General features: G+C 70.2%; 23 protein-coding genes and 3 pseudogenes. 12 read left to right on the top strand and 14 right to left on the bottom strand.

Translation table 11 applies throughout. From position 1 onward, the window contains the following. Positions 1–143: 143 nt before the first annotated feature. The 3 genes and pseudogenes from ABZ215_RS14600 to ABZ215_RS14610 form a co-directional block, all read left to right on the top strand. Positions 144–665 carry a hypothetical protein gene (locus ABZ215_RS14600; RefSeq protein ID WP_354949864.1) on the top strand — a complete coding sequence of 174 codons (522 nt, stop codon included), beginning with the start codon at positions 144–146 and terminating at the stop codon, positions 663–665. Positions 666–780: 115 nt separating this feature from the next. Beyond that, positions 781–1,497 carry a dienelactone hydrolase family protein gene (locus tag ABZ215_RS14605; protein ID WP_354949865.1) on the top strand — a complete coding sequence of 239 codons (717 nt, stop codon included), beginning with the start codon at positions 781–783 and terminating at the stop codon, positions 1,495–1,497. A gap of 35 nt (positions 1,498–1,532) precedes the next feature. Continuing rightward, positions 1,533–1,686, top strand: a pseudogene (locus ABZ215_RS14610) (LuxR C-terminal-related transcriptional regulator); the annotation flags it as partial. A gap of 55 nt (positions 1,687–1,741) precedes the next feature. Here ABZ215_RS14610 and ABZ215_RS14615 read toward each other — a convergent pair. Then, entirely contained in the window at positions 1,742–2,110 is a 369-nt protein-coding gene (locus ABZ215_RS14615) for a universal stress protein (RefSeq protein ID WP_354949866.1), read from the bottom strand. A gap of 540 nt (positions 2,111–2,650) precedes the next feature. Here ABZ215_RS14615 and ABZ215_RS14620 point away from each other — a divergent pair. Both ABZ215_RS14620 and ABZ215_RS14625 read left to right on the top strand, forming a co-directional pair. Next, positions 2,651–3,121: an AbrB/MazE/SpoVT family DNA-binding domain-containing protein gene (locus ABZ215_RS14620; protein WP_354949867.1), complete on the top strand. Its 471-nt coding sequence runs from the start codon at positions 2,651–2,653 to the stop codon at positions 3,119–3,121. Beyond that, on the top strand, positions 3,118–4,146 hold the full coding sequence (locus ABZ215_RS14625; protein ID WP_354949868.1) for a site-specific integrase: 1,029 nt from the start codon (positions 3,118–3,120) through the stop codon (positions 4,144–4,146). Before ABZ215_RS14620 ends, ABZ215_RS14625 begins: the two co-directional genes overlap by 4 nt. 1,572 nt (positions 4,147–5,718) lie before the next feature. On the opposite strand, the gene ABZ215_RS14630 is transcribed toward ABZ215_RS14625, so the two are convergent. Then, positions 5,719–6,009: a hypothetical protein gene (locus ABZ215_RS14630; RefSeq protein WP_354949869.1), complete on the bottom strand. Its 291-nt coding sequence runs from the start codon at positions 6,007–6,009 to the stop codon at positions 5,719–5,721. Then, entirely contained in the window at positions 5,988–6,404 is a 417-nt protein-coding gene (locus ABZ215_RS14635) for a DUF1980 domain-containing protein (RefSeq protein WP_354949870.1), read from the bottom strand. Before ABZ215_RS14635 ends, ABZ215_RS14630 begins: the two co-directional genes overlap by 22 nt. Positions 6,405–6,511: 107 nt before the next feature. Here ABZ215_RS14635 and ABZ215_RS14640 point away from each other — a divergent pair. Both ABZ215_RS14640 and ABZ215_RS14645 read left to right on the top strand, forming a co-directional pair. After that, positions 6,512–6,631, top strand: a pseudogene (locus tag ABZ215_RS14640) (cation diffusion facilitator family transporter); the annotation flags it as partial. A 118-nt stretch (positions 6,632–6,749) separates the two neighbouring features. Continuing rightward, positions 6,750–7,115: a HupE/UreJ family protein gene (locus ABZ215_RS14645; protein ID WP_354949910.1), complete on the top strand. Its 366-nt coding sequence runs from the start codon at positions 6,750–6,752 to the stop codon at positions 7,113–7,115. Here the strand turns inward: ABZ215_RS14645 and ABZ215_RS14650 are convergent. Together ABZ215_RS14650 and ABZ215_RS14655 are read right to left on the bottom strand one after the other, a co-directional pair. After that, complete coding sequence (locus ABZ215_RS14650; protein WP_354949911.1) at positions 7,040–7,435, bottom strand: helix-turn-helix transcriptional regulator; 396 nt, start codon at positions 7,433–7,435, stop codon at positions 7,040–7,042. The genes ABZ215_RS14645 and ABZ215_RS14650 overlap by 76 nt on opposite strands. Next, positions 7,415–7,966: pseudogene (locus ABZ215_RS14655) on the bottom strand (cupin domain-containing protein); the annotation flags it as partial. The pseudogene ABZ215_RS14655 and the gene ABZ215_RS14650, both read right to left, overlap by 21 nt. 80 nt (positions 7,967–8,046) lie before the next feature. On the opposite strand from ABZ215_RS14655, the gene ABZ215_RS14660 reads away from it, so the two are divergent. Continuing rightward, positions 8,047–8,892 (top strand): SDR family oxidoreductase, encoded by an 846-nt coding sequence (locus ABZ215_RS14660; protein WP_354949871.1) that lies wholly within the window; start codon positions 8,047–8,049, stop codon positions 8,890–8,892. 121 nt (positions 8,893–9,013) lie between these two features. Here the strand turns inward: ABZ215_RS14660 and ABZ215_RS14665 are convergent, their stop codons facing one another. Beyond that, complete coding sequence (locus ABZ215_RS14665) at positions 9,014–10,027, bottom strand: LuxR C-terminal-related transcriptional regulator (RefSeq protein ID WP_354949872.1); 1,014 nt, start codon at positions 10,025–10,027, stop codon at positions 9,014–9,016. Positions 10,028–10,284: 257 nt separating this feature from the next. Here ABZ215_RS14665 and ABZ215_RS14670 point away from each other — a divergent pair, with 257 nt between their 5' ends. From ABZ215_RS14670 to ABZ215_RS14685, 4 genes are read left to right on the top strand one after another with little or no spacing between them, the layout of a single operon-like run. Continuing rightward, the gene (locus tag ABZ215_RS14670) at positions 10,285–11,445 is read left to right on the top strand and encodes a glutathione-independent formaldehyde dehydrogenase (protein WP_354949873.1); all 1,161 of its coding nucleotides are present in this window, start codon (positions 10,285–10,287) and stop codon (positions 11,443–11,445) included. A gap of 17 nt (positions 11,446–11,462) precedes the next feature. After that, the gene (locus ABZ215_RS14675; RefSeq protein WP_354949874.1) at positions 11,463–12,023 is read left to right on the top strand and encodes a type 1 glutamine amidotransferase domain-containing protein; all 561 of its coding nucleotides are present in this window, start codon (positions 11,463–11,465) and stop codon (positions 12,021–12,023) included. Then, positions 12,020–12,508 (top strand): hypothetical protein, encoded by a 489-nt coding sequence (locus ABZ215_RS14680; protein ID WP_354949875.1) that lies wholly within the window; start codon positions 12,020–12,022, stop codon positions 12,506–12,508. The genes ABZ215_RS14675 and ABZ215_RS14680 overlap by 4 nt, the downstream gene beginning before the upstream one ends. Next, complete coding sequence (locus ABZ215_RS14685; protein WP_354949876.1) at positions 12,505–13,680, top strand: zinc-dependent alcohol dehydrogenase; 1,176 nt, start codon at positions 12,505–12,507, stop codon at positions 13,678–13,680. The genes ABZ215_RS14680 and ABZ215_RS14685 overlap by 4 nt, the downstream gene beginning before the upstream one ends. A 96-nt stretch (positions 13,681–13,776) precedes the next feature. Here the strand turns inward: ABZ215_RS14685 and ABZ215_RS14690 are convergent, their stop codons facing one another. From ABZ215_RS14690 to ABZ215_RS14725, 8 genes are all read right to left on the bottom strand, one after another. After that, positions 13,777–15,099: an MFS transporter gene (locus ABZ215_RS14690; protein WP_354949877.1), complete on the bottom strand. Its 1,323-nt coding sequence runs from the start codon at positions 15,097–15,099 to the stop codon at positions 13,777–13,779. A gap of 79 nt (positions 15,100–15,178) precedes the next feature. Next, positions 15,179–16,114: an AMP-binding protein gene (locus ABZ215_RS14695; protein WP_354949878.1), complete on the bottom strand. Its 936-nt coding sequence runs from the start codon at positions 16,112–16,114 to the stop codon at positions 15,179–15,181. 68 nt (positions 16,115–16,182) lie between these two features. Next, entirely contained in the window at positions 16,183–16,815 is a 633-nt protein-coding gene (locus ABZ215_RS14700) for a response regulator transcription factor (protein ID WP_354949879.1), read from the bottom strand. After that, a complete protein-coding gene (locus tag ABZ215_RS14705) occupies positions 16,808–17,965 on the bottom strand; it encodes a GAF domain-containing protein (protein WP_354949912.1) in 1,158 nt (385 codons plus the stop codon). The genes ABZ215_RS14700 and ABZ215_RS14705 overlap by 8 nt, the downstream gene beginning before the upstream one ends. A gap of 46 nt (positions 17,966–18,011) precedes the next feature. Next, on the bottom strand, positions 18,012–19,127 hold the full coding sequence (locus ABZ215_RS14710) for a glucuronyl hydrolase (protein ID WP_354949880.1): 1,116 nt from the start codon (positions 19,125–19,127) through the stop codon (positions 18,012–18,014). Then, on the bottom strand, positions 19,124–20,239 hold the full coding sequence (locus ABZ215_RS14715; RefSeq protein ID WP_354949881.1) for a zinc-binding dehydrogenase: 1,116 nt from the start codon (positions 20,237–20,239) through the stop codon (positions 19,124–19,126). The genes ABZ215_RS14710 and ABZ215_RS14715 overlap by 4 nt, the downstream gene beginning before the upstream one ends. A 34-nt stretch (positions 20,240–20,273) precedes the next feature. After that, positions 20,274–21,458: a CaiB/BaiF CoA-transferase family protein gene (locus ABZ215_RS14720; RefSeq protein WP_354949882.1), complete on the bottom strand. Its 1,185-nt coding sequence runs from the start codon at positions 21,456–21,458 to the stop codon at positions 20,274–20,276. Further along, positions 21,455–22,585, bottom strand: coding sequence for an acyl-CoA dehydrogenase family protein (locus ABZ215_RS14725; protein ID WP_354949883.1), 1,131 nt, complete (start codon positions 22,583–22,585; stop codon positions 21,455–21,457). The genes ABZ215_RS14720 and ABZ215_RS14725 overlap by 4 nt, the downstream gene beginning before the upstream one ends. Between the last annotated feature and the right edge of the window lie 9 nt (positions 22,586–22,594).

The following is a 22,594-nucleotide window of genomic DNA, read 5'->3' on the forward strand; positions in this document are numbered from 1 at the left end:
ACCCCTGATCACGATCGCGGCCGCCGGGCTCGCGCTGGTGGCCGCCTGTGGCGGCGGCGGGCCCGCCACCGCACCCCCCCGCGGCCTCCAGCAGCGCGTCCCCCATACTCGGCACCAGCGGCCCCGCCGCGCCCCATGGACCGATGGGCCGCGGCCCCCCGCGGACCGCGACCCCGGCCCCCGGCGGCTGCGGCACGACCGCGGGCTGGAACACCGCACCTCAGGAGTCGAGCGCGATGGCGCCGGAGGCGCTGTACCTGGTGCGGGCGGGCCGGCACGGCTGCTTCGACCGGCTGGTGTTCGACATCAACGGCCCGGAGGAAGCGGGGTACGCGGTGCACTACGCCGACGTGGTAACAGCCGACGGTTCCGGTGAACCGATCCCGGTGGCGGGCGGCGCCGCACTGGAAATCGTGGTACGGGCACCCGCGCTCGGTTACGACATCTCAGGGCACGCACCGGGAGGTCTCCTCGCCATCGTCGGCGAGCGCCTTTACCCGGCAAGCCAGTTGCGGGGCTGGACCGCGTTGCGCGAGGTCCGCTTCGCCAGCTCGTTCGAGGGGCAGAGCACCTTCGCCGCCGGCGTGCGCGAGCAGCTGCCGTTCCGTCTGTTCACCGTGCAGGACGACTCCTACCGCCGGGTCGTCGTCGACATTGCCCACTGACGTGCGCCATGGACCTGGCTCAACCCGCTGGACGCGTTGTTCCTCGCCATCGAGGACGACGGCCCGTCAGCCTCGCTCGCCATCGGCTCGAGGCGATCTTCTGTCCACGTTCGTGATGATCGGGCAGAACCGGCAGGCGGCCTTCCAGCAGATGAAGGCCGGCCACGATTTCGTCCAGCAGAAACTGGAACTCAAGACCAACACCGAACGGCCCCGGTCCATCCACGCCATGATGCCCGAGCTGCACCGGCGGTTGCTGGCCGGCGAAGGGTTCCTCACCGTCGCGCCCGACCTGTACTACTGGGGCAGCAGGCTCAGCTGCCTGCGCACGATCATGCGGGACATCGGCGCCCGGCGGGGGCGGACCTTCCACGACATCGAGACCGCCCGCAGTCTGCTCGCCGCAGACGACCGGTGCACTGGCGCGGTCGGTGTCATCGGCTTCTGCATGGGCGGCGGGTACGCCCTCGCGCTGGCGCCGGACCACGGTTATGCGGCCGCGGCAGTCAACTACGGCGGCTGCCCCGCTGACGCCGAAGCGTGGCTCTCCGGCGCCTGCCCGGTCGTCGGCAGCTTCGGCGGCGCGGACCGGTCCCCCCTGGGCGCCAAGACCGGACTCCGGCTCGACGACATCCTCACCCGGCTCGGCGTGCCCCACGACGTCAAGATCTACCCCGGCGCCGGCCACGGGTTCATGAACGACCACGACCAGGCCGACCTGACCTTGATGTTGCGGGTGCTGGGGCGCATGTCCGGCACCCGGTACGACCAGGCCGCGACCGCCGACACGCGACGGCGGATAGTCACCTTCTTCCGCAACCACCTGCGCTGACGAGGGGCACCGGCCCTGCTCGACCTCATCGGTGAGGGCTGACGAACCGGCAGCTCGCTCAGCGCATGTTCCTGGCCGATCGTGAAGAACTACGTCTCCCGCCTGCTGTCGAAGCTCGGTATGGAACGGCGCACGCAGGCGGTTGTGCTGACGACGAAACTGCGCGAGGACCGGCGTACCCCGGACTGACGCGCTGACACACCCGCCGCGTGCGCCACAAGCCGGCCGGCCTAACACGGGGGGCTCAGCGGACCCGGCCGGCGCTGCCTAGCACGATCATGCGAGCGTTGCGGGACCGTTCGACGAGTAGCGGCGCGGCCGGCTCGTTGAGCATCTCGGAGGTGATCCGCACGTGCTCGTCCGTGATCTCCCTGGCCGCGCCGACTGCCTCCGCCACCACGCGCTCGCCGGCCCGCACGAGGTCGTCGTAAGCGTTCTGCAGCATTGGCATGCCGGCCCCGTAGAAGCGCGACAGGGGCGCGAACCCGTAGACGATGTGCAGTGGCTCGTGACGCAGCCGCGCGGCGGCGACTGCCCAGCGGACGGCCGGGAGCGACTCCCCGGAGCCGTCGATCCCAACGACGATCGCGTACTTCGCGTTGCTCGTGTTCATGGCACCGACGCTAGGAACAGCGGGCCGGGCGCCGCTGCGGGCCATGGTCATCCGCGGCGAGGACTTCCGGCCCTGCTCATCCGCACGTCGCGCGAGCCCGTTGCGGACGCACCGGCAGGCGCAGCGACTCCCGGGCTCAACCCGCCGCGGGGATCCTGCTCACCGACCTCCACCCCGAACACTCCGCAACGGCTCGCACCCTGGCGCGGCAATGGGACGTTCCACTCTGCCTCAGCGCCGCGGAACTGCCGCCGCTCGCGGCCGGTTTCGGCCCTCCTTCCACATGCCCCGAGATGCAGAGTGATAACCGGTGCCGTCCGGGGGGACGCAGGATGCCATCCGCCCAGCGATGACACCCCTTCCCCTACGACAGCTCAAAACGTTTTCGCTGGTAGAGCGCGTGTGCGTAATGGTCAATACGCCCCTCGGACACACTTTCGTGGCAGTTCTGCCACATCTGACGTACCAGTGCCTGAGTGCACTCCACCACCTGACTGCGGCATGTAGGCCGCGTCGGTGTGTCTTCTGGCGGTGGTCCTCGTGACCGGCGCCGTGATCAAGCCGGTCATCCCGGCTACTCCTTCCCCCCACGATGGCTGTACCGCTGTCGGCATCGGGACGACCCGTCGAACGCTGCCACTCCCCGCCATGCCGGCGCCCCGAACGAACAGCGTCGTCTACGGGATGGCGGCCGTGGACTGTCGGGGCCGCGTCGCCGACCGGGCCACTCTGACCGCACTCTCCTGGACGCCAGGCACTCGCTTGGACATCCGCGAAGCGCGCGACCTCCTCCTCATCCGCCGCGACGACTACGGCATGTTCACGGTGACCAAGCAGGGCCACCTCCGCCTGCCCGCCACCATCCGGCACCGCTGCCGCCTGATCGCCGGCGACCGCGTCCTCCTGGCCACTCACCCACAGCTGAATTTGCTCATCATCCACCCGCCCGCAGCGCTCGACGACCTCCTCGCCCAGCGCCACACCGAGGTACTGCGCGGTGATCCCGCATGACGACACCGTCCTCAGCCGACCTGGACGCCGCGCGCCTGCTGCTAACCCGCATGGGCCTGTCCCCCGAGGACCTCCTCGCAGCGCCCGCCGCACGGCCAACGGTGCCCACCTTCGCCGAGTACATCCCGATCGTCTCAGCCGCGGTCACCGACGGCACCCGCCGGGTCTACGGCTCCTACTGGAACCGCATCGACGCCCACTGGGGACACCGCCGTCTCGACGAGCCCACCCCATCGGAAATCAAGCAACTCGTCGAGCACGTGAAGATCAACGTCGTACCCCGCCGCAATGCGCGCGGCGGACGCAGCGCCGGCGAACACCTCATCGCCGCCCTGCGCTGCCTCTACCGCCACGCCGAAGACGACCGACTGATCGATCCGGCCGACAACCCCGCCAGCAAGGTCGCCAAACCCCGCCGCCTGCCCTCCACCCGCCGCGCCGTCGCCGACACCCGCCTCGCCGAGATCAACCACATCGCCGCCACCACCGGCAACGACCCCGCCCTCGACACCCTGATCCTGCGCCTGCACACCGAAACCGCCTGCCGCCGCGGCGGCGCACTCGCCCTCCGCCCCCAAGACCTCGACCCCGACCAATGCCTCATCTTCCTCCGCGAGAAAGGCGACACCGTCCGCTGGCAACCGGTCTCACCAACCCTCATGACCCACCTCCAACAGCACGCCACCCACCGCCACGCCCCACGCGACGGGCAACTCCTCCGCTACATCGACGGCCGGCCGATCACCACCCGGCGCTACGACCACCTCTGGACACGACTCGGCAAACACCTCCCCTGGGTCGCCACCCAGCAAATCTCCACCCACTGGCTCCGCCACACCACCCTCACCTGGGTCGAACGCAACTTCGGCTACGCCATCGCCCGCGTCTACGCCGGACACACCAACCAACACAACGACGCCGGAACCACAACCACCTACGTCCGAGCCAGCATCCACGAGGTCGCCGCCGCGCTCGCCACCCTCACCGGAGAACCACACCCCCTCGCTAGCCCACGGACGTCGTGACCCTTTAGGTGTGAACTATGTACGTAGTACCGCGCTGGCCTGCGGAGATTCCACTCCTGCAGGTCAGCGCGGGTCGTTCAGGTCCGTTGAGCCTCGCTCCGGACCGTTCAGCTCGCAGTCCTGCTCCCAAGTTGCTCCCCACAGTGCTCCCCGCGCCCGTGTGGGCTTTTGGCGGGCTTCGGACGCCGATGAGCACGTCCTCTGAATTAGGACCGTTGAGGTACCGACACCACCTCGGCTCCCGCTACGACTCGCCCCCTCCCCTGGACATCTGAAACACCTCGACCGGAGCGCCGCCGTTACCGACGCCTAAACGCTGCGAGCCGCGCCGCTGGACAGGTGAGCGTTCGCGACGCAGCAGTAATGTGGGCCGAACACCGCACCGATTCCCGAGCCGGAGCCCCTCAGTGGCACGATGCGCATCCAGCTCCATAACGTGCCTATCGTGTGCGATACTCAAGCTGTGCCGGAGGTCCCGCAGCTTGATCTCGGCGCCGGAGATCTTCTCCCGCGCTGCGATAAGTGCGTACGGTCGCCGACCTCACTGGATGAGGTCAGGTCGACACTGAATCTGACGGCGGCGGTTTCGGGTATGGGGTTGCGGCAGGTCCACGACGCAATCTACGCAACGTTGGCCGACTCCGCTGTTTCGCCACTTCGTCCTTGACCAGATTCCGGCCGGACTTCCGCTCACTTCCGGACAGTCGAGGTACCTCTGTCGACGGTCGTCGACCGGCACGGATCCAACTTGGCTCCGGCGCCGGGAAGACACATTCGGCACTATTCACCCTACTGTCCTGGGCGCAGAACTCTACGTACGTGCGTTTCGCGACCGATCTGAAAGACCGGCGAGACGTCGGTCAAGCTTTCACGCCGCTGCGCGTCCGGTTACTCAGTGCCGCAGACGCCTTCAAGGCCGCAGCATCCTCCTTGGTCACGCTCGCCCGCCGCGCAGCAACACCCCTGCTGTGGCGGCGTTTGCTTGCTGCGGTGAAGCGAAGGTTGTATCTCGTTTCCTGGTCCGCCGAGCCACCCGGACAACACGTTGCAGCGTCACGCCGTCCGCCCCGTGGCCCCGACTTCGCGCGCATGACCCCAACCGTCATCCGCGGAGTCCCGCACCTGCCTGCCCGTATAGGCGGATCGGCTCTCCCGCATCATCCCGAGGGAGCCGACCGCCATGGAAAGCAAGACAATTCCCAACTTTCTGGTCGCCGCAGGTGCGCCGCCCTGGCTAGCGGTTGTTGTCGCTTGCCTCGGACTCTGCTCATTGCGCTGGTGCGCACGATCCGCTACATCTCACGAATTTCCCCTGACCTCGCGAAAGAGATCATCGGCTATCTGGGGCGCCGCCGATATCGGATGGCAAAACCACTGCGCACCACCCGAGGTGTACACAATGGAGGAGCCTGCCCGTCACCATGCCGAGCCTAAAAGCAGGCACTTGCCCGGAGAAACCCGGGGAACCCACGAAATCCTCGTGCACGGTGCTTGGCCAGGTGGTGGAAAACCCTTGTGGCCCCGGACATTCCGATCAGTATTCGTAGGGATCGGCGGGAACGGGAATCGGCGTCACGCTCGCTGCGATGAGGGTCGGGTGTAGTTGTTCTCCGGTATCGCGGTGCCGGGCACCACCGTGCCGGTCACTTCGACCCACTGGTCCTGGACCAGCGGCGGCAGCCGGTCCCCGCGCAGGGCGATGGTGAGCGGGAACGCGTCGGCGGCACAGCAGTTGAGCGCGACCTTGGCGAGGTAGGTGGTCTTCGGGCGCGGGATGACGAACCCGGTGACCCGGACCGTGCGGCCGGTCAGCGAGCCGGTGGCGTCCCACCCCGCCCGGGTCACCACGTCCTTGACGCGCATGGGCAGCACGTCGCCCGCCGGCAACGGAGGGAAGTCGCCCTTGGCCGTGCGGGCGCCGGCCGCGCTGGTGTTGTCCGGCCGGAGCGGTCGACGGCGTCGGAGCCCAGCGCCGGGGGCGCGATCAGGAAGATCGCCAGGACCGGCAGGACCAGCATCCAGGTGCTGCGCGTCGGGCCGTGCGTGTGCCCGTCGTGCGTGACCGCGGCCTCGGCGCGGGCGTTGGCGATGTCGCGGCCGATCGCGACCGCCGCGAGCACCAGGATCACCGCACCGGCGCCGAGCAGCCACGGCTGGTGCGCGGACCTCACATAGCGCAGGTAACTGCCGTCCAGGCCGATCTTGAGCAACGCGCCTCCGAGCAGGAGCAGGAGGATGTTCTGGGTCTCGCGGCGCACGGGTGGAGGCGTCCTTTCAGCCGGCCGCGTGGCCGGTGTCCTCATCGGTGGTGATGTGGTGCTGGTGGTGCGGGATGCCGCGCACCGCGTGGTCGGCGAAGTCCCGGCTCGCGCACGAGGTCGAGCACCGGCTCATTCACGAGGTCCCGCGCCTGACCGCGGCCGTGGTGCACACCGAACCCGTCACCGGCGCCGACACCGCCCACGAACTCCTCGCCCACCACTAGCCGGACCTTTCCCGCCCCCGTCGGCGACCAGCGCAGTGGCCCGCTCCGCCGCCCGTCCGCGCACGGAATCGGCGGCGCCGCCGCGGGCACGAGCGCGTGGGAGTGCATCCCCCTCGGCATCGAGCACGTGCTCCTGGGCCGGGACCACCTGCTGTTCAACGCCGGCGTCGTGGTCCTGGCCGTCGAGCTGCGCCGCGGCGCCAAGCTGGTCTCGGTGTTCGTGCTCGGCCACAGCACCACCCTCATCGTTCAGTTCCTGCCCTGCGGCTTACGCCGCCGTCGCGTTGGGGCCCTCGGAATCTGGCGCCTCGGTCATCTCCTCATTCACCGCGCTTTCCACACGTTCTTGGTGAACGGGCTTCAACAGCCCGTTCGGGTCCCCCTCCGCTGCCGGGCCCGGCGTGTGGGTCAGACGGGTTCCGAGTTCCGGTGCTCGCTGGGCCGGGTGCCGCGCAGCCGCTTGAACGCCACGCTCAGCGCGTAGGCGTTGGCGTAGCCCACCTTTCGCGCGATCGTGTCTACCGTGTGGTCGGTCTCCCGCAGCAGGTCCGCAGCCAGGGTGATCCGCCAGTTCGTGAGGTAGGCCATCGGTGGTTCGCCGACCAGCGTGGTGAACCGCCGGGCGAGCGCCGCACGCGATACTCCGACCTCGGCTGCCAGCTGCGCCACCGTCCAAGGGTGGGCGGGTGCGTCGTGCAGCAGCCGTAGCGCGGTGCCGACCACTGCGTCGTCCAGCGCGCGGCACCAGGCCGGGACATCGGCGTCCGGATTGTCGAACCAGTTGCGCAGCGCGGAAACCAGCATCAGGTCCAGCAGCCGGTCCAGCACCAGCTGCTGTCCCGGTCGGTCTCTGGCGATTTCCGCGGCCACGGTTCCCACCGTGAAGGGACTGTCCTTCGTCGGCGCCACCAGCACGGCCGGCAGGGCCTGCAGCAGTCGTTCGCTGAGCTCTCCCCGGCGCTGGAAGGCTCCGCTGAGCAGCACCGCGGCCCCGTCGACCGGCGTTCCGCAGGTCCGCGCGGCCCCGGCGGCGCGCTCGACCCCCTCAGCCGATGAGCAATAGTCGGCGGTGGTCACCAGCAGCGAGGGTGTGGTCACGGGGTCATCGGCCACCACGTAGGGCACGTCGCCGCGGACGACGGCGACATCGCCAGTCTCGATGAGCACCGGTTCGTGCTGGTCAGGAACAATTCACGCGTGACCGCGCAGCATCGTGGCCAGCGTCAGCGGGGCCCCGACGGCCATCCGCAGGGCCCAGGGAGGTCGCATGATCGCCTGCCGGAAGACGGCGCCACGAGCCCGTACGTCCGACAGCAGCTCCGACACGACGTCCATGCCCTCAGCGTAGACGGCCAGACATCAAGTGGAGCTTCCTGGCCATTGAGGATCTCAATGCCGGCTGATTGGCTGAGGTCATGCCAGACCATCCGATTCTTGTCACCGGCGCGACCGGCAAGTCCGGTCGCCGCGTCGTCAGCCGACTGCGGGCCAAGGGGCTGCCGGTTCGCGCGGCGGCCCGCAACGGCGAGCACGTCTTCGACTGGACCGACAGCGGCACCTGGGATGCCGCTCTGGAGGGCGCACGGTCCATCTACATCGTGCAGCTGGACGGCACGAGGTTGGTTCGCCCATTCGTCGAGCGGGCCGTGCGACACGGGGTTGAGCAGATCGTGCTGGCCTCGGGGCGCGGGATCGACAACCCGGACTACGCGAAGGACAGCGGCGGAATCTTGGAGGGCGTCCTTGACAGCGAGGCCGCTGTGCGGGAAAGCGGTCTGAAGTGGACGATCAGCAGGCCGGGCTGGTTCTCGCAGAACTTCAGTGAGGGCTTCTTCGTCCGTGACATCCGCGCCGGTGAGCTGCGGCTGCCCGGTGGCGACGGGGCGGTCAGCTTCATCGACGCCGAGGACATCGCCGAGGTGGTGGTCGCTGCGCTGACCGAGGACGGGCACTCGGGACAGATCTACGAGTTGTCCGGCCCCAGGGCAGTGACGCTGGCCGAGGCGGTCGCCACGATCTCTGAGGCCGCCGGCCGCGAAATCCGCTACGTGCCGCTCTCCGTCGAGAACTACGTCGCGGAACTCGTTCAGCAAGGGCTGCCGCGGGCGGACGCCGAAGCCTTCGCGGACGTCATCGCGCCGATCAGGTCGGGTGCGGACGAGTACGTCTCCGACGGCGTGCAGCGCGCCCTCGGGCGCCCGCCGCGGACCTTCGCCGAATTCGCCAAGTCCACTGCTGCCGCAGGCGGTTGGTCGGCCTGACCGCCTTCACCGGAACCGACACGGTGAGGCGGCGTCGCATCGGACGGCGGGTACCCCTCACACTTCCGCGTAACCCTCCCGGTGCCCCGCGGATCCAGCCATGGCGCGGCGTGCCGCGCGGTCAGCGTGTGAGCGTGGGCTGCGGCGGCGGCACGTAGCACCCCTCCCGCTCGGCACGCACGGCTGCCAGGGTCCTCGTCGAGGTGTCCAGCTTGTGCAGGATGTGCTCCACGTGAGCGGCCACGGTGCGCGTGGCGATGGCGAGCTGCCTCGCGATCTGCTGGTTCGACCGCCCGTTCACCAGCAGACCCAGCACCTGCAGCTCGCGCGGCGTGAGGCCCCGGCAATCGGCATCGGGGGTGAGCAGGAGGGTGCCCAGGACGAAATCGGGGACCTCCGTCGCGGTCAGCATCGTCATCCGAACGTGGCCGGTCGCCGCGGCGCCATCGTCCGCCGGCCACAGGAACGACCGGTACACCTGACCGGCCAGGAGCGTCCCGCGGGCGATCTCCACGACGGGCGAGTCCCGGGCCAGGAGCGAGTGGTCTTCGAGTCCTGGCAGTGGATGGGTGGTGCCGTCGCGGAACAGGGCGGCACCCGATGTGGCGCCCTGGACCAGTCGCGCGGTACCGAGTAGGGAGCGCATGGGCGACACACAGCGGGCGACCAGCGGCGCGAGCTGCCCGATGCGGTCGCGGAGACCGTCGGACGGTGCGCCCCGGCCGGAGAAGAGCAGGGTGAGCAGCCCCAGGTACGGGCCACCGGGCTCGAACAGCGGCACACCCAGACCGTCGCGGAATCCGGCCTGGATGAGGCAGTCCGCCCAGGTGGGCAGCTCATCGGCCGGGACGGCGAGCTCGGCCAGGCTGACCGATGGCCGGTTCCGGTCGAGGTCGGCCAACCGGATCTCGTGCGAGACCGACGGACGGTCGAGGTAGTCGAGGACGGATCGCTGCAGCCCTGTGCTGCCGACCGTCGCGTAGGCGTTCGTCCCCGGGGCGGTCAGAGCCAGCCAGCTCGCTTCGGCGGGCAACCGCCGCTGAAGCGTGTCCAACAGGGTCTGAGCTCGCTCGAACAAGGGGATGTCGGTGGCGGCGATCTCGATCATGTCGGCAACGATCGGATCGTCCGGCATGGCAACTCCCTTCGACGGCGCGCGAGCAGGGGCGTACGGAGCACCGGCGATCGGACGCTCTTGATCCGCTGCGACCGTCGCGACTGGATTTGCCTTGCGGTACCCACTACGACGACGCCCAACCCGCCCGGTCTGGGTGGATGCCAGGCCGGTATGGGCATGTCTGCCGATACCGGCCCGCGCGTCCGCTCCGTGTAATGGAAACTGCCGCCCGACCGCGGGCGGCTGGAACCATCCGGCACGAGGGAGCAGGCACGATGAAGGCAGTGGTGTACGAAGGGCCGCGGCAGGTGAGCGTCAAGGACGTGCCGGACGCGAGGATCGAACGACCCACCGACGTCCTGGTTCGCATCACCTCGACGAACATCTGCGGCTCCGATCTCCACATGTACGAGGGCAGGACCGACTTCGAGCCCGGTCGCTGGTTCGGGCACGAGAACATGGGGCAGGTCGTCGAAGTGGGCGACGGGGTCGACAAGGTGCAGGTGGGTGAGTACGTCGTACTGCCGTTCAACATCTCCTGTGGACACTGCAAGAACTGCGAGCGTCAGCTCACGAACTACTGCCTGACCGCGCAGCCGGAACCGAAGATGGCCGGCGCCGCGTACGGCTTCGCGGACATGGGGCCGTGGGCCGGAGGACAGGCCGAGCTGCTGCGCGTGCCGTGGGGCGACTTCAACTGCCTGCGGCTCGGCGAGGACGCGGAGGAGCGCCAGAGCGACTACGTGATGCTCGCCGACATCTTTCCGACCGGCTACCACGCCACGGAAATGGCCGGCGTGCAGCCCGGCGACCAGACCGTCATCTACGGCGCGGGCCCGGTGGGGTTGATGGCCGCCCTGTCGGCGAACCTGCGCGGCGCGAGCAAGGTCATGATCGTCGACCGGCACCCCGACCGGCTCCGGTTGGCCGAATCGATCGGCGCGATCGCCATCGACGACTCGAAGGTCGACCCGGTGCAGGCCGTCCTCGACGAGACCATGGGGCTGGGAGCGGACAACGGCTGCGAATGCGTCGGTTACCAGGCGCACGAGCCGGACGGTCAGGAGCAGGCGAACCTGACCATGAACCGGCTGGTCGGCTCGGTCCGCTTCACCGGGAGGATCGGCAACGTCGGTGTCTTCGTCCCGCAGGATCCCGGCGCCAGCGACGACTTGGCCAAGCAGGGCCAGCTCGCCTTCGACTACGGCCTGTTCTGGTTCAAGGGCCAGCACATCGGCAGCGGCCAGGCGCCGGTCAAGAAGTACAACCGGCAACTGCGCGACCTGATCGCGGGGGGCAAGGCCGAGCCGTCGTTCATCGTGAGTCACGAGCTTCCCCTGGACCGGGCGCCGGACGCCTACGAGCACTTCGACAACCGCGACGACGGCTGGACGAAGGTCGTCCTGCACCCGGCGATGGCCGCGGCGGGTGCCTGAGATGGCCGGAACGCTGGATGGGGCGCAGGGTGGCCATCCTCGCCGCCGACGGGGTGGAGCGGGTCGAACTGGAACAGCCGCGGCGGGCGCTGGAGGACGCCGGCGCGCGGACCGACGTGGTTTCCCTCGGCAACGGCGAGATCCAGGCACGGGACCACGACCTCGAGGATGCCGGCACCTTCCCCGTCGACCGCGTGGTGAAGGAGGTCTCCCCCGACGACTACGACGCGCTGCTCCTGCCAGGCGGGACGGTGAACCCGGACAAGCTGCGGATGGAACCCGCCGCCGTCAAGTTCGTCCGCGACTTCGTGCAGTCCCGCAAGCCGGTCGCCTCGATCTGCCACGGTCCGTGGAACTTCGTGGAAGCCGGCGTCGCGCGGGGCCGGCGGCTGACCTCGTGGCCGAGCGTCCGCACCGACCTGCGCAACGCCGGGGCGGAGGTGGTTGACGAGCAGGTCGTCACCGACGGCAACATCACCACCAGCCGGTCACCGGACGACCTGCCGGCGTTCTGCGAGCGCATCGTGCAGGAGTTCGCCAAGACCCCGGAGCCCGCGGGCGGCGGAGGCGGCGCATGACCTCGTCGGCCGGGAAGCTGGTGTTCCATGCTGTTCACGCCGGCGGAACACTCGTCCGTGGTGTCCGGGCGGCCATCGACCCGTCGGCACGAAACCCGGCCGCCGCGGGCCGTCCGGCGTCGGGCTGGCTGGCGGTGACCGTGTACCGCGAGTGCTCCGAACTCGAGTCGGCGGCGCTGCCCGCGCCGCTGGCGGAGTTCGGTGACCGGATCGAAGTGCGGGTCCGCCCAGCTCCCGGAGGCAAGGGCACCGAACTCGCCGCACGGATGCGTGACGGGCAGCCACCGGGCAAGGCGCTCAACCGGCTGAGCGGGAGCGACCCGCAGGCCGACCTGCGGGCGGCTCTCCGGCGCGCGAAACAGGTCTTCGAGGTGGGTGAGGTGCTGGCTGTGGATCCGGCGCCGCACGGAAAGCGGTCCGCGACGCCCGGCGGGGCGCTGCTCGAGGCGTGGACCAGGGTGGCGCCCAAGGGAGGTGTGCGGTGAAGGCGGTGACCTGGCGCGGCGTGAACGAGATCGGCGTCGAGGACGTCGCGGAGCCCGCGATCCTCAACGACCACGACATCATCGTCGAGGTGGGGCTGAGTGCGACCTGCGGCTCGGACCTGCATCTGGTCGGCGGCTACATCCCCGCCATGCGTGCGGGTGACGTGCTCGGCCACGAATTCATGGGCACGGTCGCCGAGGTCGGCTCCGGCGTGACCAAGCACCAGGTGGGTGACCGCGTGGTGGTGGTTTCGTTCACGAGCTGCGGGCAGTGCTGGTACTGCCGGCAAGGGCTCTGGTCGCTGTGTGACAACGGCAATCCGAACCCGGGGATCACCGAGGCGCTGTGGGGCCAGTCGATCGGCGGCTGCTACGGCTACTCCCACGCGATGGGCGGATGGGCGGGGAGCCACGCCCGCTACATCCGGGTGCCCTACGCCGATCAAGGGGCCTTCGCCGTCCCCGACGGCGTCTCCGACGAGCGAGCGCTGTTCGCCTCCGACGCGGCGCCCACCGGTTGGACCGGGGCGCACCAAGCCGGTGTGCGACCGGGGGACGTGGTCGCGGTGTGGGGTGCCGGAGGAGTGGGTCAGATGGCGGCCCGCGCCGCCATGCTCATGGGAGCCGAGCGGGTGGTGGTGATCGATCGGTACGAGAACCGGCTGGAGCAGGCCCGTACCTTCGTCGGGGCGGACACGCTCCACTACGAGGAGGTCGAGGTCCCCGCGGAGCTGCGCGAGATCACCGGCGGCCGCGGACCGGACGTCTGCATCGAAGCGGTCGGCATGGAGGCGCACTCCCCGGGCCCGCAGCACCTCTACGACCAGGTCAAGCAGCAGATGCGCCTGCAGACCGACCGGCCGGCCGCCGTGCGCGAGGCGATCTACGCCTGCCGGAAGGGCGGGACGGTGTTCACGCTCGGCGTGTTCGCCGGCCTGGTCGACAAGTTCCCCCTCGGCGCGGTGATGAACAAGGCGCTGACCCTGCGCGGCGCCCAGCAGCACGGGCACCGCTACATCGCGGAGATCCTCGATCACATGTCCCGCGACGAGGTGCGGACCGAACATCTCGCCACCCACGTGATGTCGCTGGACGACGGACCGAAGGGATACCGGATGTTCAAGGACAAGGAGGACGGATGTGTCCGCGCCGTGTTCCGCCCCGGCGCATGAGACGGTGACTGCCCTCCGCCACGGACCGGAATGCTTCACCCGGTCGGGTCCGCGCCGTCCGGCTCGCGTCGCGGAGCTGGACGGCGCGGCCGCGCCTCACTCGGTGGGCAGCAGTGGTGACTCGTTCCGGGTCGCCGCTCCCGGCCGGTCGGCCAGGTCCGATCCCCTGGTTTCACGCAGGGCGAACGTGCACACCAGCGAGAGCACCGCGGTGCCGACCATGTACCAGGCGATGGCCGTGGTGCCGCCGGTGCGGTCCAGCAGCCAGGTGGCGATGACCGGCGCCAGCGCGCTGCTGGCCAGCGTGCCGAGGGTGTAGCCGAACGAGATGCCGGAGTACCGGATCCTGGTTTCGAAGGCCTCGGCGAAGAACGCGGCCAGTGGGCCGAACGCGGCGGAGAAGCCGGTGCAGATCAGCAGGTAACCGAGCACGGCGAGCAGGAACGAGCCGGAGCCGAGCAGCCAGAACCAGGGGAACGCCAGCGCCCCCATCGCCACCGTCCCCGCGGCGAAGACCGGCCTGCGGCCGAAACGGTCGGAGAGCGCGCCGAACAGCGGCAGGGTGACGAAGGTGAGCGCCATCGCGGCCAGCACGATCCACAGCATCGAGTTCCGGCTGAAGCCGATCTGCTGGGCGCCGTAGCTCAGGCCGAACACCGTGGTCAGGTAGAAGGTGACGCCGATCGAGAGGTAGGCGCCGCCGGTCAGCAGGACCTGTTTCGGGTAGTGCCGCAGCACGACGGCGATCGGCAGCTTGACCACGTTCTCCTTGTCCTTCAGGCGGTCGAAGCTGGGGCTCTCACCGATCTTCAGCCGCACGACCAGTCCGACGAGCACGAACACGCCGCCGATCAGGAACGGCACTCGCCAGCCCCAGGACAGGAAGCTCTCGGGCGACATCGCGCCGAAGGCGAGGAAGACCGCGTTGCCGAGCATGAGGCCGGCCGGCACGCCCATCTGCACCCAGCTCCCGTAGTAGCCGCGACGGTGGGCCGGCGCGTGCTCGACCGTCATCAGCACCGCGCCGCCGTACTCACCGCCGAGCGAGAGGCCCTGGATGAACCGCAGCGTGACGAGGATGATCGGGGCGGCCACCCCGATGGTCCCGTAGCTGGGCAGCATGCCGACGGCGAAGGTCGTGGTCCCCATGATGCTCAGGGTGAGCACGAGCATGGACTTGCGGCCGATCCGGTCGCCGAAGTGCCCGAAGAGGACACCGCCGATCGGCCGCGCGACGAATGCGGCGGAAAACGTCGCGAACGACAGCAACGTGCCGATCACGGCGTCGAACTGGGGGAAGAACTGGGTGTTGAAGACAAGTCCGGCCGCGGTGCCGTAGATGAAGAAATCGTACCATTCCACGGTCGTGCCGACGGCGCTGGCGAATCCTGCTTTTCCGCTGCGCGAGATCAGGGACATCGGTGTTCCTTTTCGTCGGGAGGTTCTCTCCGAAAGCTTCTTCGTGGCGGGCACCCCGTGGTACCTCCACCTGGAGGGGTCAGAAAGCGCCGGGAAAAGTCGCGCAGGTCGTCAGCACCTCGGCGGGCGCGGGACCGGGGTGTATCCACAGGCCCTTCTGCCGGAACCACGCGCGGGCGGCGCCGGCGTCCGGTTGCGCACCGGTGGCGAGCACGCGGCGCAACGACGAGTTCCGCAGACCACGCAGATCCGTTCGAGCGAGATCCACATAGGACGATCCGGGCGCGGCGACGGTGGTCACCGGGAAACGTTCCAGCAGGCCGCGGACCCGGGTGGGGTCACAACCGGTTTCCCCGACCAGGATCGCCGCCCCCGCCGACCACGGCTCGATCAGGCCGAGCAGGACGCCGGTCGCGGTGTGCCGCGGGGTGAGACTCAGGTGCAGGTCGTCGCGGTGCCGGTCCAGCCACGCCAGGCCGAGTCCGTCCGCCAGCCGCCGCAGGTCTTCGTGGCTGTACCGCTCGTCGTCGGCCAGCAGGACCAGGCTTTCCGGTGGCGCCGGTGCGGGTTCGGTCTCGGTCTCGGCCAGGAACATCATGGCCCGGTAGTTCATCGCCTCGGCGTGCGGCAGGCCGCCGACGCCGACCACGTGCCGCACCACGCCCGCCCGCCGCAGGGCCAGCGCGGGTTCGAGGTGTGCCTCGTCGACCACGACGACGGCCGCTCCGGCGGCTCGCAACCGGCCGCCGTCCGGCACCCCGCCCGGCATCGGCGCGAACGGGATCCCGGCCCGCATCGCCCCGGCGGCGACCTCCCACCATTCGGGCACCGGTGGCAGCAGCACCGCGACGGACTCCCCCGCCGCCAGCCCGAGTCCGTCCAGGAGGCAGGCGAACCGCGCGGCGCGGTCGGCGAAATGCGAATACGGGAGCAGGCGATGGCGACCACACCGGTCCACCCAGATCATCGCCGGCCTGCCGGCGTGTTTTCCCCAGTAGTCCAGGAACGCACTCATGACGAAACACCTCACCGATTTCAGGGCAGCGCGAGAATCGCGGAAATCGCCCGGGAAAGGGGAATTGACTAGAGCAGCCGGAGTTCGTGGGCCTTGGCGATGGCCTCGACCCGGTTCCGCGCGTTCAGTTTCTGCATCGCGGTCTGCAGGTACGTCTTCACGGTGTTGCGGGCGAGCGCGAGCCGGTCGGCGATCTCCGGATTGCTGTGTCCCATCGCGGCGAGCCGCAGCACCTCGTACTCGCGCCTGGTGAGACCGACCCGGAACAGCAGTTCCGGGGTCGCGGAAGCGTGACGGCCGGTCAGCCGGGGATCGACGACCCGGACACCGCGGGCCACCCGGCGCACCGCGGTGGCGAAGTCACCGCCGGTGACGTCCTTGACCAGGCAGCCGTCCGCACCCGCCTCGATCAGCACGTCGATCGCCCCGTGATCGGCGAACGCGGTGAACAGCAGGATCTTCACGCGCGGTGCGACGCGCCGCAGCTGGGCGACGAGTTCGGGAGCCGGCATGTCCGGGAGGCGCAGGTCCAGCAGGATGACGTCGGTGGCCACCTCCTGCGCGACCTTGATCGCCTCGTGCCCCGTGCTCGCGCCGCCCACCACGGTGATCGCCGGGTCTTCGGCGGCGAGCAGTTCGACCCCGCCGCGGATCACCGGGTGGTCGTCCACCACGAGCACCCGGACGCCGGCGTCAGACATCGTCGGCGCCCTCGGCCACGCAGGGGACCCAGGCCCGCACGGTCGTGCCGCCGTCCTCGTTGCCGATGATCGACATGCCACCGCCCACCCGTTCCATCCGGCGCAGGGACAGCGGCAGGCCGAGGTGACCCACCTTGTCCAGGTCACCGCCGGCCCAGCCGTTCCCGTCGTCGGCGACCGCGACGGTGAGCCGCCCGCCCGCCACCACGAGGCTCACGACCACGGTGGACGCCTGGGCGTGCTTCTCGACGTTGACCAGCGCTTCACGCACGACGCTGGTCAGCGCCTCCGTCCGGCCCGGCCCCAGCTCGGGGACGTCCGCGAGCGCCACGAACGAGGCCGGCAGGCCGGTCCGCTCCTCGAAGGCCTCGCAGTCCTCCTGGATGGCCACCGCGAGCCGGCGTTCCGGGGGTTGTTCGTTGAGGTCGGCCAGGGAGTTGCGCAGCAGCGCGCTCACCGAGGCCACCTGCCGCTGCACCTCGTCGAGCCGGTCCCGGATCCGGTCGAGGTCGTCCATCGCCCGCAGGCTGCGGAGCTCGGCGCCGATGCGGAAGAGCACCGGGCTGACCGAGTCGTGCAGGTCGGCAGCCATCCGCCGCCGCTCGGCGTCCAGCGCCATCCCGGTCTGCAGCTTCGCCCGCTCCGAGCTGACCAGGGTCACGGAGGCGACGGCCGCCGCCTCCTCCAGCCGCGCGATGACCTGGTCGCCGAAGGAGGCCTGGGCGCGGATGCCGACGTACACGGCGCCGAGTACTTCCCCGTCGTAGATCATGGGGACGGCCAGCATCGCACCCAGCCCCTCCCGCGCGACCAGCTCGTCGAAGTCGTGCGTGATCGCGTCCGACGTGCAGTAGTCGCGGACCCACACCGGCCGCCGCTGGGCGATGCTCTTGCCGCCCAGTCCGACGCCCTCGGGCACGACGAGCCGGTGCAACGCCGTGCTCGTCGTGCCCTGCCAGCTCCGGTGCACCAGCCTGCGCCCCGGCTCGAGCCGGCCGACCAGGGACATGTCGAACTCGCCCAGCTCCCGGATCCGCCGGGCCACCGTCTTCATCGCGAGCGAGCTGTCCGACAGGACGAGCAGCTCCGAATGCCGCGAGGCGAGCTGCTCCAGCAGCCCTTCCGCGGGGGTTTCCGGCGCAGGCGTCATCACGTTCTCTCCTCGTCGAGGTGCGGCCATGGTAACCCGGGGTGATCTACAGGTCCGCCGGATCGAGCACGCCCCGCAGCCCCAGCAGGCTCTCCAGCAGGAAGTAGTCACCCCACACCAGCTCGGCGTCGGTGGCCACCCCGCGCCGCGGGTCGAAACAGCCGCCGGTGAGCATGCCCGGCCTGCGGTGGTCCCCCGCCTCGGCCGGGGTGACGAACGTGGTGAGGGTGTCCACCATCGCGGCGGCGTGCTCCCGGTACCGCGGGCGGTCCGGGACCAGCGCGGCCAGCTTGAGCAGGGCGGCCGCGGCGATGGCGGTCGCCGAGGTGTCCCGCGGCTCTTCCGGTCCGGCGCTGAAGTCCCACGGCGCGACGTGGTCGGCGGGCAGCTGCTCGATCCACCAGTCCGCGACCGTCGTCGCAGGCCCGGCGAACTCCGGTCCCACCCAGTGCGCGGCCTGGGCGAAACCGAGCATCGCCCAGGCCTGGGCGCGGGCCCACGTGCTGTCGTCGGAGCGTCCCTTGTGGGTGTAGCGCCGCAGCAGGGTCCCGTCCCACTCGTCGAAGGCGGCGGACTGGCACACCGAACCGTCCTCGCGCAGGCAGTACTCGACGTGGCGCCGCGCGTGCGCGCGTGCCATGTCCGCCAGCTCCGGCCGGTCCGTCTCCCGTGCGGCCCAGGCGAGCAGCGCCACGGTGCCGGGCACGGCGTCGATGTTGGCGGCACCGGCGCCGACGGCGCCGGACTCCTCGGCCTGACTGCCGAGCGGGATCAGCCCCGCGTCGTGGTTGAAACTCGCCGCGAGCCCCCGCGCACCGGCGAGTGCCGCGTCCCGTGCGGTGCCGCTCTTGCCGGTCAGGTGCGCGACTCCGGCGCCGTAGAAGAACAGGAACCCGCGGAACGCGGTGTCCGAGCTCGCCCGCACCGTGAGCCGCTCCGCCACGTCGTCGGCGAGCCGCGCGTAGCGCCGGGAACCGGAGTCGGCGGCCGACAGCGCGAGGAGACCGCCCCAGAAGCCGCCGGTCCAGAACCCGTCCGCGCTGCAAGTCCAGACGCCGGTGTCCGTGTCGGCGTAGTTGGGGAAGCCCGTCGCCACCTCGGCCGCGGTCTCGTCGATCCGCAGCCGCATCCGCCGGGAAGCTTCGTCCCACCGCGCGCTCACGACCGGTCCCCGTTCACCAGCACCGGCTTGAGGGCCCTGCCTGCGCGCATGTCCGCCAGCGCCTCGTTGGCCCGCTCCAGCGGATAGGCGGTGACCAGCCGGTCCAGGTCGAAGCGCGCGGCGAGGCTGGGCAGGGCCAGCACGTAGTCCAGGTGGTTCCGCGGCGAGAACGCCCAGCTGCCGAGCACCCTCAGCTGTTTGCGGGTGATGTGGTGCGGGTTGATCATCGTCGGCCCGTGGTCGGTGTACTGGCCGACCACCAGGTACTTGCCGCCGCGCCGGGTCATGTCCATGCCCTCGGCGACCGCCGAGGGCACCCCGGTCGCCTCGATCACGAGATCCGCGCCGCGCCCGTCCGGGGTTTCGGCCAGTACCTTCGCCAGCCGGGCCTCCTGGTCGGTCTCGGTGAAGATGTCGATGCGCACGTCGCCGATCCCGATCTCCCGCGCGACGTCGAGCCGGTTCGCCGGGCCGCCGACGATGATCACCTTGCCCGCACCGGCCACGGCGGCGAACATGGCCGCCGCCATGCCGACCGGCCCACTGCCCTGGACCACCACGACGTCGCCCGCACGGGGCTTGCCGATGTCCAGCACCGCGTGCACGACGGTCGGGCCGGCACAGCCGAGCGCGATCACCTGCTGCGGGCCGATGCCCTCGGGCAGTTTGACGATGGTGGAACCCGGCTGCAGGTAAATCTGCTCGGACCAGCCGCCGGACAGGTGCGGGGGCTCCGCGCAGCTCTGGTTGATGCCGTAGACCTTGCGGGTCTCGCACAGCGACGGCTCGCCCTCGGTCGCGCAGTGGAAGCAGGTCCCGCACGGGATGTTCGACGCCCACGACACCAGGTCGCCCTCCCGTAGAGGGGCGCCGGTCGCATCGGCCGACACGCCCGCACCGAGTTCCCGGATGCGGCCGACCGCTTCGTGGCCGAGCACGACCGGCAGGGGGATCGCCATCCGGCCCTGCTGGAGGTGCATGTCGGTGCCGCAGACACCGGCGTGGGTGACATCGGCGACCACCGCACCGGGTCCGGGACGGACCCCGGGGAACCGGGTGATCTCCAGGTCGGCGCCGAACTCCTTCAGCACCACGGCATTGTGTTCGTTCATCGGGATCCTCCTCGCAGCGTGGGGCCGACCGTCCTCATCGGATGCCCCCGCTCGCGCGCAGCCGCGCGAGGTCGTCGTCGGTGAAACCGGACTCCCGCAACACGGGTTCGGTGTGCTCGCCGACGTCGGCGACGCCCCGCCTGGTGGTGGCCGGGGTCCGGGAAAGCTTGACCGGGTTGCCGAGGATGCGCGTCGTCCGGCCCCCGCCGACCTCGACCTGGGTGATCGTGCCGTTCTCCAGCACCTGGGGGTGCGCCAGTGCCTCCTCGAGGGTCAGCAGCGGCGCGGAGAGCAGATCGACGGCGTCGAACCGCGCGATCGCCTCGTCGGTGGAGAGGGCGCGGACGGTACCCCGCAGCACCTCGTTGGCCTTGTCCTTGTTGCGGGCCTGCAGCTCCGCCGTGGCGAACTCCGGACGGCGGCTGAGGTCCTCCACCCCGAGCGCCTTGCACACCAGGTGCAGCGCGTTGTCCCGGAACAAGCCGAGCACGGTGACCATGCCGTCGGTGGTTTCGAAGATCCCGCTGTACCAGTCGGTGACCCAGTTCGTCTCACGCTGGTGCATCAGCAGTGACGCGCTTTCCAGCGTCTGCAGCGCCAGCGCCGTGTCGAGCAGGTTGACGCTCACCCGCTGCCCCCGGCCGGAGCGTTCCCGCTCCAGCAGGGCCGCGAGAATGCCCTGTGCCAGCGCCATCCCCGACGCGTAGTCGACCACCGGAACCGGCAGGATGTGCGCCCTCAGGTTCGGGTCGCCCACGGTACGGGCCATGCCGCTCAGCGACTGGGCGAGCATGTCCTGCCCCGCCTTGTGCGCGTACGGTCCGGTCTCCCCGAAGCCGGAGGCCGAAGCGTAGACCAGCTTCGGGTAGCGCTCGGCCAGGTCTTCGTAGGTCAGGCCGAGCCGCCGCACCGCCGCCGGCCGGTAGCTGTGCACCAGCACGTCGGCCTCCGCCAGCAGCCGGTGCAGCGCCGCCATGCCCTCGCGGGTCTTGAGGTTGAGCGAGACGCTGCGCTTGTTCCGGTTGACGGCGACGTAGTAGGAGCACGGTTCGCCCGTCTCCGCCGCCACGCGGTCCAGCGACCGCATCATGTCGCCGCCGATCCCGCGCTCGACCTTGATCACGTCGGCGCCGAAGTCACCGAGCACCTGCGCGGCGAGCGGGCCCTGCATGACTTCGCCGAGGTCGAGGACGCGGATCCCCTCCAGTGCCCGGGTCATGACCGGGCCTGCCGGGCGTAGACGTCCTTCGCGATGACCAGCCGCTGGATCTGGTTGGTCCCCTCGTAGATCTGGGTGATCTTCACGTCCCGCATCATGCGCTCCACCGGGTAGTCGCGGGTGAATCCGTAGCCGCCGTGCAGTTGCAGGGCATCCGTGGCCACCGACATCGCGTTGTCGCTGCAGAGCAGCTTCGCCATGGAGACCCGGGATCGCGCCCGCGGGTCGCCAGCGGAGATCAGCGCGACCGCGTCGTAGAGCAACGCGCGGGCGGACTCGATCTTCACCGCCATGTCGGCGACCATTCCCCGGAGCATCTGGAACCGGGACAGCGCCTGCCCGAACTGCCGGCGATCGCAGGTGTAGGCGACGGCGGCGTCGAAGGCGCCCTGCGCGATCCCGAGCGCCTGCGCGGCGATCAGGGCGCGGCTGGTGTTGAGTTCGCCGTTGATGTAGCGGTAGCCCTGCGCCGGGTCGGCGACGACACGGCCGCCGGGGATCCGGCAGTCCTCCAGGAGGACGTCGGTGGTCGGGCTGCCCCGCATGCCCATCTTCTTCTCGTGCGGGCCGAAGGAGATCCCGGCGTCGTCGTTGCGGACCATGAAGACGCCGAAGTCCTTCTCGCCGGTCCGGGCGAGCACGGCGTACCACTCGGCCCACGGCGCGTTGCTGATGAACCGCTTCTGTCCGTTGAGGACCCAGTCGTCGCCGTCCCGGGTCGCCGTGGTCCTGATGCCGGACAGATCGGAGCCCACGGTCGGTTCGGTCATGCACCAGGCGGCACCCGCCTCACCCGCGGCGACCCGCGGCACGACCTCGGCACGCAGTTCGTCCGAACCGTGGCTGACCACAGTGGACGTGCCGGCCCAGTTGACCAGCAGCACCAGCGCGGAGCTGGCACAGGCCGCCGCCACCTCCTCGACGGCGATCACCTGGGACAGCAGGTCGGCGCCGGCCCCGCCGAGCTCCTCGGCGTAGGGCAGGCCCGGCAGGTCCGCCGCCCGCAGTGCGGCCCAGGCCTCTTCGGGGAAACGCTCCTTGTCGTCCACGTCCGCGGCGTGCGGCGCGATCTTGTCCGCCGCCAGCCGGCGCACGCTGGACCGGAAGTCCTCGTACTCGGTGTTCACGTTCTCTTG

The sequence above is a fragment of the Amycolatopsis sp. NPDC006131 genome (assembly GCF_040614175.1).
In the GTDB taxonomy this organism is placed as follows: domain Bacteria; phylum Actinomycetota; class Actinomycetes; order Mycobacteriales; family Pseudonocardiaceae; genus Amycolatopsis_E; species Amycolatopsis_E tucumanensis.